Here is a 14,357-nt window from a genome sequence, read left to right as displayed (position 1 = left end):
GCGCGTCACCACGGCATCAGCCGATGGTGATTTCCCAAGGGGCGACAACCTGCCAATCGAGGTTCTTGTCGATGCCCTTCACATTTGCATTGGCCCAGCGGGACATCGCCTGTGCGTACCAGGGGATGAAGGTCCAGTCCTCGCGGAAGGCCTTCTGGGCTTCCTGGGCGAGAGCAACGCGCTGCGGGTCGTCTGCCGCCTTGGTAGCGGCTTCGGCCAGCAACTGGTCGACCTTGTCGTTCTTGTAGCCGCCGAGCTTGTTCTGGGCGTTGGACGAGGTCGAGGCGATCGAGCCGGCGAGATAGCTCGCGGCGTCGGGCACGCGCGTGCCGACATCGTCGCGGAAGATCTGCACCGCGTTCTGGTCGGGTCCAGCATAGGCGTCCTGCTGCGGCTTCATGTCGACGGCGGTGATGCCGAGATTCTGGCGCCACTGCTCGGCGATGAATTGGGCCGCCGCTTCGTTTGCCGGCGAGGAGATGCCGACGAACAGGATCTTGGGCAGGCGCTCCGGGCCGCCATAGGTCGACTCGGCGAGCAGCTTCTTGGCACCTTCCGGATCGTAGGGGTATGGCTCGAAGCCGGAATTGTCAGCGCCGGGCACCGAGTTGAGCACCTGGTCGGTCTTCTTGTGCGGGCCATCGGGGAACGATGCCTTCATCAGGCCATCGCGATCGACGGCCATGATCAGCGCCTGGCGAACCTTCGGATCGTCCATCGGCGCACGCTTGGAATTGAACCAGAAGTGCTGGCTGGTCGGGATCAGCGGGCCCGAGGCGAATTCGGCGCCGAGGTCCTGCACGATGGTCGAGGTGACGAGCTCGGTGTGGGCGTTGAACTCGCCCGACTTGAGCAACGAGGTTGCCGTGACGTTGTCCTCGATCGAGGTGATCTCGATGCGGGCCAGCTTCGGCTTAGGACCGAAGAAATGCTCGTTCGGTTCGAACACCAGCTTGCCGGCGTCGATGTCGATGCTGGTCAGCTTGAACGGGCCGGAATAGACCGCACCTGCATCGGGCGTGAACCAGTCCTGGATCTCGTTGCCGTCCTCGCCGCGTGACTGCGATGCCTTGGTGATCGGCACGATGTGATTGGCGACGCGCATGAAATAGATCGGGTCGGCCTCGTTCAGCGTCACGACGACAGTGCCTTCGTCGGGTGTGGCGACGCCGGAAATGGTATCCGCACTGCCGCCAGTCACTTCGGCAAAGCCTGCTACCTTGGCGAGCACCTGGTCGGCACGCTGGCTCTTGGTGCCGGGCATGGCCGCCACGTTCCACGACCCGGCGACGTCGGCCGAGGTGATCTTACTGCCGTCCGAGAAGGTCGCCTTGGGGTCGAGCTTGAATGTCCAGGTCTTGGAATCGGCCGAGCCTTCCCAGCTGGCGAAGACATAAGGATGGATCTTGCCTTCGCTGTCGAAATACATCGGCGAGGCCCACCACGCCGAGTTCCAGCGATAGGGCACGCCACCGCCGCGCAGCGGCGACCAGTCCTGATTGAAGGCCGGATTGGCGACCTTCAGCACCTGCCCTTCCTGAGCGAAGACGATCTTGGCGTTGAGGCCGAGCAGCGTGAAGCCCACAGCGCTGCCCAGGCCGAGCCTGAGCGCGTCGCGGCGGGTCATCCCGGCACGCGACGGAGTCTCGGTATTCCGTTTCGACATCACAATTTCCTCCCTGAAACCCGTGAACGGCGATGCTCTGGTCAGTCGAAAGGCAACAGACACGGAAGCGGCTACCGTGGCCGAACAAATGCCGTCATATTGTAAACATGTCAATTCATTTTTTCAGATCGCCACCCGCAATAATTAGGCACAGGTAAAATGACATCAAAATACTATCGTAATATCATACTGTTAGCGCATTCATCGCGGCGGTCCGTTGACCCTGAGATGAAAAAGCAACTTGACAACTTTCCTGCTTGTGGTCAGTTTTCCGGCCATAGTCCAAGTGCAGTTGGCACCGCGGGTGCATGTGCTCGGGAGGATTCCAGGCAGCCGCGCACCACAACCCTGGTGTCGCCGGCAGACAAGACGGACAGGGAGCGATGGCGAGTTCTAGCCGCACGATAGGCATCACCATGGGAGACCCCGCAGGGGTTGGCCCCGAGATCATCTGCAAGTCGCTCGTCGAGATGAGTGCCGCCGACCGCGCCACCATCCGCGTCTTTGGCAATCGCGACAGCCTTGAGGCTGCAGCCAAGATCGTCGGCGCAGCGCTGAAATTTGCACCCGCCTCCAACAGTGTCGACACGGTTGCCGTCGAGCATGTCGCCATCGACGGCGGCCCGATCGCCTTCGGCAAGATTGACACCCGCGCCGGCGACGCCTCGTTCCGCTTCATCGCACGCGCGGTGGAAGCTGCGACCGCCGGCGAGATCGGCTGCATCGTCACCGCCCCGATCAACAAGGAAGCGCTGAACCTCGCCGGGCACCACTATGACGGCCACACCGGAATGCTGGCGCATCTCACCGGATCGCGCTCATCCTGGATGCTGCTCGCTGCCGAGCGCATGTCGGTTATCCATGTCTCGACCCACGTGTCGCTCAAGGAAGCAATTGCCCGGGTCAGGCCGGAGCGCATTCTCGAGACCATCCGCACCGGCTATCGCCACCTGCGCCGCATCGGCGTCGAAAACCCGCGCATCGCGGTCGCCGGCCTCAACCCACATTGCGGTGAAAATGGCCTGTTCGGCACCGAGGATGACGAGTTTATCGCACCAGCCATCGCCGCGGCCAAGGCCGAGGGCATCGACGCCTACGGGCCGGTGCCACCTGATACAGTCTTCCACCGCGCCTATTCCGGCGCCTTCGACCTCGTCGTCGCGCAGTATCACGACCAGGGCCACATCCCGATGAAGCTGGTGGCCTTCGACAGCGGCGTCAACATCTCACTCGGCCTGCCGATCGACCGCACTTCCGTCGACCATGGCACCGCCTTCGACATTGCCGGGACTGGCAAGGCCAACCACGTCAACATGAATGCGGCGATCGCCTATGCGCGCAAGCTTGCCGGAACGCCTCGGGTGACAGCATGACGAAATTCGCAATCTCTGGCGTCTTCTCCGCCGCCGCCACGCCGATCAATGCCGACCTTTCGCCTGACCACGGCCTGCTCGCGGCGCACTGCCAGCGGCTGCTCGATGAGGGCTGCCATGGCGTTGCTCTGCTCGGCACCACGGGCGAGGCCAATTCATTCTCGCTTGGCGAGCGCAAGGCGATGCTGGAGAGCGTCGTCAAGGCAGGCGTCGGGGTCGACAGACTGATGCCCGGCACCGGCGTCGCGGCCATCCCCGAGACCATCGACCTGACCCGCCATGCGTTATCCATTGGGATCGACAAGGTGGTGATGCTGCCGCCCTTTTACTACAAGGGTGTATCAGACGACGGCCTGTTCGACGCCTATTCACGCATCCTTGAAGGCGTCGCCGACGATCGGCTCAAGGTCGTGCTCTACCATATCCCGCAGGTGTCGGGCATTTCGCTGTCAGTGGAACTCGTCGGCCGTCTGATCAAGGCCTTCCCAAGGGCCGTCGTCGGCATCAAGGAATCCAAAGGCGACTTCGCCAACATGCAGGCGCTGGTGAAGGCCTATCCCGGCTTCGCCGTATTTCCAGGTGCTGACCCGCTAATGCTGCCGCTTCTGCGCGAAGGCGGCGCCGGCTGCATCACCGCCACCTCCAACCTGATCGCGGATTCGCTGCGCACGGTGTTCGACAACCACGCCATCCCGAGCGAAGTGGCCAAGGTCGAAGCGGCACAGGCGCGTATCAATGCCTGGCGCAATCTCTCCAACAGCTACGCCCAGATCCCGACCATCAAGGCGATGGTCGGCCTGAAGCACGGCGAAAAGGCATGGCAGCGTCTGCGGCCACCGCTGGTCGGGCTGAGCGAAGGCGAGATCGCCGCACTTAACCCGCAGCTCGAACAGCTGCCGTAAGGAGGGTTCCATGACCACGAATACGGCACCAGCGGACCCAGATGCAGCAGTTCTGACCCACGCCGAGGTCGCCGCCCGCATGGACGGCAAAATGCGCGCGACCGCGCCCGGCCGCACTGAGGCCTTCCTGCCGTCGCCGACAGTGCAGAACCACGCCGCCAACCTTTCGCTGCTCTCCGACGGTACGCTCGCCTGCGTCTGGTTCGGCGGCACCATGGAGGGCATGGGCGACATCTCGATCTACATGTCGCGACTTACGCCCGGTTCGGACGTCTGGTCCGTGCCGGAGAAGATGACGGACGACGCGCAGAAATCCGAGCAGAACCCACTGCTGTTCAATGCCCCTGACGGCAAGGTCTGGCTGCTCTACACCTCGCAGACCTCGGGCCATCAGGACGGCGCCGTCGTCAAGCGCCGCATTTCGGACGATGACGGCAGGACCTTCGGCGAGGTGTCCGTCCTCTGCGACATCCCGGGCACCTTCGTGCGCCAGCCGATCATCGTGAATGGTTCCGGGGCGTGGCTGCTGCCGGTGTTCCGATGCATTGGCATTTCAGGCACGCGCTGGAGCGGCGATATCGACACCGCTGCAGTGTTGATCTCCACCGACGCCGGCGCCAGCTGGGCGATCCACGACGTACGCGACAGCATCGGCGCGGTGCACATGAACATCGTGCCGCTCGGCGGCGACGAGATGGTGGCGCTCTACCGCAACCGCTTTTCCGAGCAGGTGCTGCGCAGCCGCTCACATGACGGTGGCCGCAGCTGGAGCGCACCTGAAGCAACGGACCTGCCCAACAACAACTCTTCGGTGCAGGCGGTGCGTACGAGCGATGGCCGCATCGCCATCGTCTACAACCACGCCAATGCATCGATGTCCGCCGACAGGCGCCTGTCACTCTATGACGAAATCGAGGGTGATGAGGCAGAGACAATATCGGCAGCCGTTCAGCTCTCGGGCCGCAAGGCAGTCTGGGGCGTCCCACGCGCGCCGCTTTGCCTCGCCTTCTCGTCCGACGCCGGTGAGACCTTCGGCAACCGGATCGACCTCGAAACCGGCGACGGCTTCTGCCTGACCAACAATTCCAAGGACGGGCTGAATCGCGAGTTCTCCTACCCGTCGATCCTCGCGACCACGGACGGGGTGATCCACGTCGCCTTCACCTATTTCCGCCGCGCCATCAAATACATCCGCCTGTCCTCAGGGGCTTTCTGATCATGCGCGACGGCGGCAGCCATATTCAGATGGAGCACTGACGATGACCGGTCTCAACACGCCCATCACGATCGTTCGTCCGCCAATCATCGAGTTCGGCCCTGGCGTCGCCGCGCGGCTCGACCCCTGGGTGAAGGCGCGCAATGTCAGCAAGGCACTCGTCGTCGCGGACGCCTTCAACGCTGCTCGTGTCGACACCCTCGCCCTCGGTGTCGAGACCGTCGTCTTCGGCGAGGTGCGGCCCGAGCCGGACCTGCCCAATCTGGCAAAGGTGCTCGAACTGGCCGCCCGCTCGCAGGCCGACCTGATCATAGGCTTCGGCGGCGGCAGCGCCATGGACCTCGCCAAGCTGGTCTCGGTCATGGTCGGCACCAGCCAGCGGGTGCAGGACATCGTCGGTGTCGGCAAGGCGGCGCGTCGGCGCGTCGCCCTCGCCCAGGTGCCGACGACCTCTGGTACCGGCAGCGAAGCCGGCATCCGTGCGCTCGTCACCGATCCCGAAACGCAAGCCAAGCTCGCTGTCGAAAGCATCGAGATGCTGGCCGACATCGCAATCGTCGATCCGGCGCTGACGATGACCGTGCCGCCAGCCGTCACTGCTGCAACAGGCGTCGACGCCATGGCTCACTGCGTCGAGGCCTACACCAACAAGAAGGCGCATCCGATGATCGACCTCTACGCGCTGGAAGGCGTGAAGCTGGTCGGCCGCTATCTCACCCGCGCGGTCAAGGACGGCAGCGACGTCGAGGCCCGCGCCGGCCTGTCGCTCGCCTCGCTCTATGGTGGTTTCTGCCTCGGCCCGGTCAACACGGCGGGCGGTCACGCGCTCGCCTACCCGCTCGGCACGCGCTGGCACGTCGCCCATGGTGCTGCCAACGCGCTGATCTTTCCGCATGTGCTTGCCTTCAACCTTCCGGCAGCTGTCGAAAAGACGGGCCATGTCCTTTCAGCGCTCGGCCTGCCCGCAGCCTATGCGGTGCAGGACGTGTTCGGGTCGACGTACGACTATTGCGCCTCGCTCGGCATCGAGATGCGCCTGTCGAAGCTCGGAGTGCCGGAAAACGACCTGGAGACGATGGCCGATGACGCTTTCGCCATCCGTCGCCTGCTCGACAACAACCCGCGTGAACTGGCACGCGACGACATCCTGTCGATCTATCGCGCGGCTCACTGAACCGCATGTGACAGCACGTGCCGCGCTGTCCTGGCGCGGCCGGGCGATGTCGTTTGTGCCCTAAGCGCCTTCTGCTTGCCGTGTCGGCCCAGTTTGCATGGTCGCTGCTCGACTGAGCCTCAGCCCCAGGCGGCCCCATTCAGCGCATCGAGAGGAAACTTGAGGTAGCGCTGGCCATTGGCTTCGGGCTCGGGAAGCCGCCCGCCGTTGATGTTGATCTGCAGCGCATGCAGGATCAGCTTGGGCATCGGCAAGGTGGCGTCGCGCTCGTTGCGGAAGGCTACGAATTCCTCCTCGCGTGCATAACGCGTCAGGTGGATGTTCTGGCTTTTCTGGGCAGCGACGGTGCTCTCCCACAGCGGGGTGCGCCCGCCCGGCTGGTAATCATGGCCGACGAAGATGCGGGTATCCCCAGGCAGCGCCATGATGTCCTGGATCGTCGACCATAGCGCATTGGCGCTGCCGCCGGGGAAATCGGTGCGCGCGGTGCCCGAGTCCGGCATGAAGACGGTGTCATGCACGAAGGCTGAATCGCCAACGACATAGGTGACGGAGGCCAAAGTATGGCCAGGCGAAAACATCACGCCCGTCTTGATGTCGCCGATCGCAAACGTTTCGCCCTTGTCGAACAGGCGGTCCCATTGCGATCCGTCGGTGCGCAGGTCCGGCCAGTTGTAGATGCCGGCCCACAGCTTCTGGACGTCGACGATGCGCGACCCAATCGCCGTCGGCGCGCCCGTCTTCGCCTTCAGGTAGGAGGCTGCGGAGAAATGGTCGGCATGCGGGTGTGTGTCGAGGACCCACTGGACCTCGAGGTCCTGTTCGCGCACAAAATCGAGCAGCTTGTCGGCGTTGGCGGTCGCCGTCGCACCCGACTTTTCGTCGAAGTCGAGAACCGGATCGATGATCGCGCATTTGCGGGTTCGCGGGTCGGAAACGACGTACTGAACCGACCAGGTGCGTGGATCGAAAAAGGCGGCGACATCCGGTCTTGCCATTTCTCAAGCCTCCGCCATTTCGGCAGCACGCGGGTAGAAGATCGCGCGGCTGGCATCGAAATCGTAGCGCTCCTGATACTGCACCGCGTCCGAAGCCAGCTTCAGGACCGCATCGAGGATGAACTGCACTTTGTCTTCCGGCAACAGCACACTGAAATTGAGCCTGACAAAACCCGGCTTGCTGATCTCGTCGCCGGCGAGGATCGCTTCGCGCATGCGCTGCGATTCCGCCTCACCGATTGACAGCAGGCGATGGACATAGGGGCCAGCACAAGCGCAGCCGCCGCGCGCCTGGATGCCGAAGCGATCGCTGAGCATGCGGGTGATGAGCTGCTGGTGAACATAGCCACCCTTGCCGTCCTTCACCCGGAAGGAAAAGATCGGCAGTCTTTGCGGTGCCAGGGCACCGAGCAACTCGATGTTTTCGGCGCCATTCCACGCCAACATTGCGCGGCTGGCCAAATCAGTGTTGCGAGCCTGCATTGCGTCGGCGCCGAGCGCCTCCTTGACCAGGAAAGCAAGGGCGGCACGAATGTCGCCAATCACGTTGGGCGTGCCCGCCTCCTCCCTAGCTTCCAGGCTGGTGCTGTAGTCGTGACCCGAGGGCGAGACGAATTTGACGGTGCCACCGCCCGGCCATGACGGTCTGTCCGTCGTAACCGCATCGCGGCGCACGATCAGCACGCCCGAAGCGCCGGGACCGCCGAGGAACTTGTGTGGCGAGATGACCACCGCATCGATCTCGGCTTCGGAAGCCGGCGACATGGCGATCGGCATATAAGGCCCGGCACCGGCGTAGTCCCAGACGATCTTTGCGCCCGCCGCCTTGACCTGCCTGGTGACGGCAGCGACATCGGTGATGATGCCGGTGACGTTGGAGGCAACCGAGAACGCGCAGACGGTGAGGTCGGCCTGCCATTGCAGAACTTCGTCCAGTGCGGCGAGATCAGGCCCACCAGCAGCGCATTCTGCGATCTCGATCACCTCTGCCCCACTTTCGCGCCAGGGCAGGATGTTGGAATGGTGCTCATAGGGTCCGATGATGACGCGGACCTGCTTGCCGGCGGCTACGGCATCAGTGACGCCCAGCAGCTTGACCAGACGGTTGATGCCAGCCGTCGCACCCGACCCAGCGAAGATGACGGCATGCGCGTCGCTCGCGCCGCAGCATCGAGCGATCGCCGCACGCGCCTCGCGGCGCAGACGGGTCATCATGCCACCGCAGTAGGAAGCTTCGGTGTGGCTGTTGGCGTAGTAGGGCAAGACCTCTTCGAGGACGAAGCGCTCGATCTGCATCAGCGCCCTGCCCGACGCGACATAGTCGGCATAGACCATGGCCTTCGGGCCGAACGGCCCGTCGACAGTGGCGTCCTTGCCGACGAGACCGCTTCTCAGCTCGGTCACGACGTCGCGTACGGCGAGGCATTCCTTGAACTTGTCCAGCAAGCCGGTGCCGCCAGGCTTTTCGCAGCGCTCGGTCTTCATCGAAACTCTCCCGCAATCAACAGGGGACGATTCTAATCGGATATGGCAGATGAAACCTTATCGTTTTCGCGCGACTTTGCCGAAGACTTGGGTCATATGATCGGAACAATGGAAAAAATCGACGAAATCGACCACAAGATTCTGGCGTGTCTGCAAAAGGATGGCGCCATTTCCCAACGCGATCTGGCCGAGCGCGTCGGGCTGTCGCAAAACGCCTGCTGGCGTCGCCTGCAGCGGCTCAACGCGTCAGGCCTGATCCGCGGCACCCATGCCGACATCGACCTCGCGGCACTCGGCTACGACCTGACGGTGTTCGTGATGATCCGCACCCGCCACCATTCCAAGGAATGGGCGGACAATTTCCGCAAGCACGTCGAGCGCATGCCCGAAGTGACCGACTTCTACCGCATCGGCGGCGATTGGGACTATCTGATCAAGGTGGTGACCAGGGGCATGTCGGGCTACGACGCCTTTTACCAGAAGCTGATCACCAATTTCGACCTGGCAACGGTGACAGGCTTCTTTTCCATGGAAGCAATCATCGAAAACCGCGCCGCCGATCTCAGCCGGCTACGCTGATGGCCCGCTCGGCCAGTGCGTCCAGCAAGGTCTCACGGCCGCCTGACAGCCAGTATGCTGCGGTTTGTGGTTCGCAGTAGCCGAGAATGTCCTGGGGTGCGGCGCCAGTGTAGACACCGCGCAGCGCCCGCAGGCTGACACTGTGGGCAACGACGACGTGCGGTATCGAACGGTCGAGACCCACGAGCCAGGATCGCATTCGCGCCATCAACTCGACATGGCTTTCGCCGCTGGGCATCGCATAGCTCCAGGGATTGGCACGGTCAGCCAGGAATTGTTCGGGAAATACCCTCTCGATTTCATCGTATGAGCGGCCCTCCCAGACGCCAAAGGCACGTTCAACCAACGATGTCTGATCGACGAAGCGATCGAACTGGACGCCCCAGACATCGGCCAGGATCGATGCCGTCTGGCGGGCGCGGCCTAGTGGGCTGACCCAGAACCGGGCGCCCTGGCATGCGGCGACGCGTGCCGCGAGATAGGCGCCGACATCAAGGGTGCGCCGCACGCCATTGGCCGTCAGCGGCGTGTCCTTGTGGCCCTGCAGGCGGCCGGCAACATTCCATTGGGTTTCGCCATGACGGATGACGAGCATGTCGGGAAAATGAAAGGGCATAAATTTCTAGGTGATGAAAATGGGAGGAAATGGCCACCGGGCTGAGCCGGCGGCCACGATGTCATTCGGCAAGCCACTGGGCCGATGACGGCTGCAGCCCCACGGACGTGCGCGTACCCGTCTCGAGCAACGCGTCGCCGGAATGGAAGGGCACGTCGACCAGCACCGAAGCCGTACCGACCTGCACGCCATAGCGCACGGTCGCGCCGAGGAACTCCCGGTGCGTGACGGTGCCGGCAAGCGCGACCGCGCCAGGCGCAACGCTGCCGATCGTGGCATATTGCGGACGGAAGACGAGCTTGGCGCCACGCGGCACGGAGGTACCGGCCGGGATCGGGATGCTGCCGGCCCCAGGCACCTCGAACAGGCGGTCAGCACCGGCGCCGACGACGTGACCATCCAGGATGTTGGCGGTGCCGAGGAAGTTGGCGACGAACAGGTTTGCCGGTTTCTCGTAGAGCCCCATCGGCGTGCCGACCTGCTGGATGCGGCCTTCGTTGAACACCGCAATACGATCGCAAACGGTGTTGGCTTCCTCCTGGTCGTGGGTGACGAAGATCGTCGTCAATTGCAGGCGCTGCTGCAGCTCGCGCAGTTCGCGCCGCACCTCGACACGCATCTTGGCGTCGAGATTCGACAGCGGCTCGTCGAGCAGCAGCACCTTCGGCTCGATGGCAATGGTGCGGGCAAGGGCGACGCGTTGCTGCTGTCCGCCTGACAGCTGTGACGGCCGGCGCTCGGCCAGGTGCTTCAGCCCGACCAGGTTGAGCGCGGCATCGACGCGGCGCTCGACCTCGGCGCGCGGCAGCCGGCGCTCTTCCAGTCCGAAAGCGACGTTGCGGGCCACCGTCATATGCGGCCACAACGCGTAGGACTGGAACACCATGCCGATGTCGCGTTTCCATGGTGGCATGTCGAGCACGTCGACGCCACCGACGACGACACTACCCTGGCGGGCGGTATTGAAGCCGGCAATCAACCTGAGCAAGGTGGTCTTGCCGCAGCCCGATGGTCCCAGAAAGGCGAAGAACTCGCCCGGCTGGATGTCCAGGTTGATGTCCTTCAGCACCTGCAGGTCGCCATAGAACAGGTTGACGTCGCGAATGCTGATCGCCTTGGCGGGGCTTGGCGCAAGGCCGGCGGTGGTGGTGTTCATGTTCATTGTTCTCTCTCCCCAAGTTCCTATTTGGCCGACCCGATAGCCTTTTGCCGGCGCTCGATGACGTAGTGCGAAAGCAGCGTGCACAGTGCCACCATGATGACGGCGATGACGCCGAGTGCCGCACCTGGCCCACGCCCTGCCGGCGATTGCATGAAGACGTAGATGCCGTAGGCGATCGGTGCGTCCGAATTGCTTTGGATCAGCATCAGCGTCGCCGATAGCTCCACTGCCGCGGTCGAGAAGCTGGTGACGAAACCGGCAAGCAGACCGCCGGTCATCAACGGCAGCACGATGCGGCGGATGGTCCGCTGCTTGGTCGCACCGAGATTTTCAGCGGCTTCCTCGAGCGACTCCGAAACCTGCTGCAAGGCGGCGTAGCAGGCACGCAACGCGTATGGCAGGCGGCGGATGGCCAGTGCCAGGACAACCATCACCCACAGCGTCGCCAGCGGCGTGCCATCAGGCAGCGTCACGCCGTAGAAGGTGCGGAGATAGCCGATGCCGAGCACGACGCCCGGGATCGCCAGAGCCGAGGTGGCGGCCCAATCGAGCCAGCGGCGGCCGACGACCTTGGTGCGCAGGAGGAGATAGGCGATGGCGCCGCCGATGACGACGTCGATCAGTCCGGCCAGCGAAGCGTAGATCAGCGTGTTCTTGATGTAGATCGAGCTTTCGTCGAACACCCTGGCGTAGTGGACCATTGTGAAATCGTCCGGCAGCGGGCTGTAGGACCACACGGTCGCGAAGGACAGCAGCAGCAGGCCGATATGTGGTGACAGCACCAGCAGCAGGATGAAGCCGACGACGCCATAAGCGACGATGCTTTCGCCACGGCTCAGATTTCGCCGCATCAAGCCGCCGCCGCCGCGCTGTACGGTCGAATAGTCCTTGCCGCGCATCGCCACGGCCGACAGCCACATGGCAAAAACCGAAACGATGATCAGGATCACCGAGATGACGTAACCCATCGGATCGGTCAGACCGACCGAGGTGACGCGCAGATAGGCCTGCGGTGCCAGCATGTCCTTGACGTTGAGCAGCAGCGGCGTGGCGAGATCGTCGAAGACCTTGACGAACACCAGCGACGCACCAGCGAGATAGCCGGGCATCGAAAGCGGAAACACGATGCGGCGGAACAGGCGGAAGCCCGACGAGCCGAGATTCTGTGCCGCCTCCTCCATCGACCGGTCGATGTTGCGCAGACTGGTCGACAGGTTGATCAGGATGAACGGGAAATAGTGTAGCGACTGGACGAAGATGACGCCGTTCAACCCTTCCATGAAGGGGATGCGAACGCCGAACCAGTCGTACAGCATCAGATTGACGGTTCCGTTGCGGCCGAACAGCAGTTGCATGGCCACAGCGCCGACGAAGGGCGGCATGATCAGCGGCACGAAGCCCAGCGTCTGGATCACCATCGAGCCGCGGAAATCGAAGCGGGTGGTCAGCACTGCGAGCGGTAAGGCGATCAGCGTCGCCCAGACGACGGACATGCCCGCGACATAGACCGAGTTGAAGAACGACCGGCGGAACAGGTCAGTGCGGAAGAAATCCAGGAAGTTGACGAAGGTCAGGGCGCCGGTGCCCTTCTCGGTGAAGGCCGTGTAGATCACGGTTCCCGCGGGGACGATCAGGAAGATCGCCAGAAACAGGCCGATCAATGCCACCGCGGCGATTTGGCCGGGCTTGGCCGTAACCCGCCGAAACGGGATGGATGCAACTGATGCCATGAGGCAGACTCCGAAATGATATCGGCTGGCCCGGCTGCATCGATGCGCCAGGATCGCCTGCTATCAAGGATGTGAAGGGGGTTGGCCGCCCGCGCCAGGCAGGCGGCCGCTTTGGCCCAAACGTCAGTCGACGAGCGACAGGGCCTTTTCAGCCTTGGCCTTGGCTTCGGCGTAGTTCTTGGTCGCGAACGATGCCCACTGCTGCTCGAGCTCGGCCTGGCGGGCGGTCTTCTGCTCGCCGCCGGTGAAGGCATCGCGGATCTGCGGGCTTGCAGCTTCATCGGCGGTGACAGGCATTGCCGAGATCAGGCCGCGCGCTTCGTTGACCAGCGTGCGTGCTTCCGCCACGTCCTTGGCGGCCAGTGCCTTTTCGGCCGCGTAGATTGCCTTGGTGGCACCCTTCAGCGGATCGAGCTGGAACGAGATGAGCTGGTCGAACAGCGTATCGACGACATCGGTACGCTTCTTCGACACATCCGAGTCGAAGGTGATCATCGACTGGAAGCGCGGATCCTTGAACGGGTTCGGGAAGCCTTCAGGCGCATTTGCATAGAGCGCCGGATTGATCGGCAAACGACGGATCGATGGCTCGAGCAGGACGGCCTGGCCTTTTTCCGACAGCAGGTAGTTGACGAAGGCTTCAGCGCCCTTCTGGTTCGGAGCATTGGCGACGATGCCGATGTTCGCCGGAACCACCGTCGTCACCGACGGATAGACGAAGCTGACGGGGAAGCCGCCGGCCTGTGCCGAGAAGGCGAAGAAGTCGATGACGATGCCGATGCCGGTCTGGCCGGAATTGACGGCATCCGGAACGCCGAAGGAGCGCTCGGTCACCTGCTGCAGGTTACCGCCGATGCCCTTGAGCGTGCCCCAGCCCTTGTCCCAGCCTTCACCCTGAAGCACGGTTTCGATGGTGAGATGGGTCGTGCCCGAACGCGAGGGTGCAGCGATCGCGACGTGGTCGTGGAACTCAGGCTTGGTCAGGTCGCTCCATTCGGCCGGCTTGGGCAGGTTGTTGGCCTCGAGGTAGCGGTCGTTCCACATGATGCCGTAGCCGGAAGCGGCGAAGCCGAAATAATAACCTTCCGGATCATTGACCGGATAGGAACCGACCTTCTCCGGCAGGCCAGTCACCAAAGGCGCGAACTTCGCCAGCAGGCTCTTGCCCTTGAGGCTGTCGAACGCGTCGGGCGCCGAGGCCCAGAACAGGTCGACCTGGTTGTTGGCCTTGATTTCGTCGAGATATTTCACGCCCGAGCTGGTGCTCTTGTTCTGCACGTCAAGCGTGAAGCCGGGGTTTTCCGCCTCGAAGCTGGCCTTGAACGGGTCGGTCACGTCCTTGGAAAATGAGGTGACGACGGTCACCTTGCCGCCATCCTGGGCGTAGACGGTCGAAATGGCAGCGGCCGAAACCAGCATCGCCGCGGCAATGGTCTTCAACATAGGTATTCCTCCC

Annotated in this window: 12 protein-coding genes; 5 read left to right on the top strand and 7 right to left on the bottom strand. The window is 63.2% G+C overall.

The window, feature by feature from the left end; translation table 11 throughout:
- Positions 1-16: 16 nt before the first annotated feature.
- Entirely contained in the window at positions 17-1,666 is a 1,650-nt protein-coding gene (locus IHE39_RS13255) for an ABC transporter substrate-binding protein (protein WP_192566788.1), read from the bottom strand.
- 383 nt (positions 1,667-2,049) lie between these two features.
- Here IHE39_RS13255 and pdxA point away from each other — a divergent pair, with 383 nt between their 5' ends.
- The 4 genes from pdxA (at position 2,050) to IHE39_RS13235 (ending at position 6,331) form a co-directional block, all read left to right on the top strand.
- Entirely contained in the window at positions 2,050-3,039 is a 990-nt protein-coding gene (gene pdxA / locus IHE39_RS13250) for a 4-hydroxythreonine-4-phosphate dehydrogenase PdxA (protein ID WP_184770481.1), read from the top strand.
- Entirely contained in the window at positions 3,036-3,941 is a 906-nt protein-coding gene (locus IHE39_RS13245) for a dihydrodipicolinate synthase family protein (RefSeq protein ID WP_192566787.1), read from the top strand. Before pdxA ends, IHE39_RS13245 begins: the two co-directional genes overlap by 4 nt.
- A 79-nt stretch (positions 3,942-4,020) precedes the next feature.
- Positions 4,021-5,157 (top strand): sialidase family protein, encoded by a 1,137-nt coding sequence (locus IHE39_RS13240; protein WP_184770591.1) that lies wholly within the window; start codon positions 4,021-4,023, stop codon positions 5,155-5,157.
- Between the two features lie 43 nt (positions 5,158-5,200).
- On the top strand, positions 5,201-6,331 hold the full coding sequence (locus IHE39_RS13235; protein ID WP_192566786.1) for an iron-containing alcohol dehydrogenase: 1,131 nt from the start codon (positions 5,201-5,203) through the stop codon (positions 6,329-6,331).
- Between the two features lie 119 nt (positions 6,332-6,450).
- Here IHE39_RS13235 and IHE39_RS13230 read toward each other — a convergent pair whose 3' ends face one another.
- Positions 6,451-7,329 carry an MBL fold metallo-hydrolase gene (locus IHE39_RS13230; protein ID WP_192566785.1) on the bottom strand — a complete coding sequence of 293 codons (879 nt, stop codon included), beginning with the start codon at positions 7,327-7,329 and terminating at the stop codon, positions 6,451-6,453.
- A 3-nt stretch (positions 7,330-7,332) separates the two neighbouring features.
- A complete protein-coding gene (locus IHE39_RS13225) occupies positions 7,333-8,814 on the bottom strand; it encodes an aminotransferase class V-fold PLP-dependent enzyme (RefSeq protein ID WP_192566784.1) in 1,482 nt (493 codons plus the stop codon).
- Between the two features lie 108 nt (positions 8,815-8,922).
- Here IHE39_RS13225 and IHE39_RS13220 point away from each other — a divergent pair, with 108 nt between their 5' ends.
- Positions 8,923-9,393, top strand: a complete 471-nt coding sequence (locus tag IHE39_RS13220) for an Lrp/AsnC family transcriptional regulator (RefSeq protein WP_395446550.1) — start codon at positions 8,923-8,925, stop codon at positions 9,391-9,393.
- On the opposite strand, the gene IHE39_RS13215 is transcribed toward IHE39_RS13220, so the two are convergent.
- The 4 genes from IHE39_RS13215 to IHE39_RS13200 form a co-directional block, all read right to left on the bottom strand.
- A complete protein-coding gene (locus IHE39_RS13215; RefSeq protein ID WP_192566783.1) occupies positions 9,377-10,009 on the bottom strand; it encodes a histidine phosphatase family protein in 633 nt (210 codons plus the stop codon). The two genes, IHE39_RS13220 and IHE39_RS13215, sit on opposite strands and share 17 nt — an antisense overlap.
- Before the next feature lie 61 nt (positions 10,010-10,070).
- Complete coding sequence (locus IHE39_RS13210) at positions 10,071-11,171, bottom strand: ABC transporter ATP-binding protein (RefSeq protein WP_192566782.1); 1,101 nt, start codon at positions 11,169-11,171, stop codon at positions 10,071-10,073.
- Positions 11,172-11,191: 20 nt separating this feature from the next.
- Entirely contained in the window at positions 11,192-12,901 is a 1,710-nt protein-coding gene (locus tag IHE39_RS13205) for an ABC transporter permease (protein ID WP_192566781.1), read from the bottom strand.
- Positions 12,902-13,024: 123 nt separating this feature from the next.
- Entirely contained in the window at positions 13,025-14,344 is a 1,320-nt protein-coding gene (locus tag IHE39_RS13200; RefSeq protein WP_192566780.1) for an ABC transporter substrate-binding protein, read from the bottom strand.
- Between the last annotated feature and the right edge of the window lie 13 nt (positions 14,345-14,357).

Origin of the sequence: Aminobacter carboxidus (assembly GCF_014863355.1) — a bacterium.
GTDB classification, from domain to species: Bacteria; Pseudomonadota; Alphaproteobacteria; order Rhizobiales; family Rhizobiaceae; genus Aminobacter; species Aminobacter carboxidus.
Note: the sequence above shows the minus strand (reverse complement) of the source record. Positions and strands in the feature narration are given on the sequence as shown.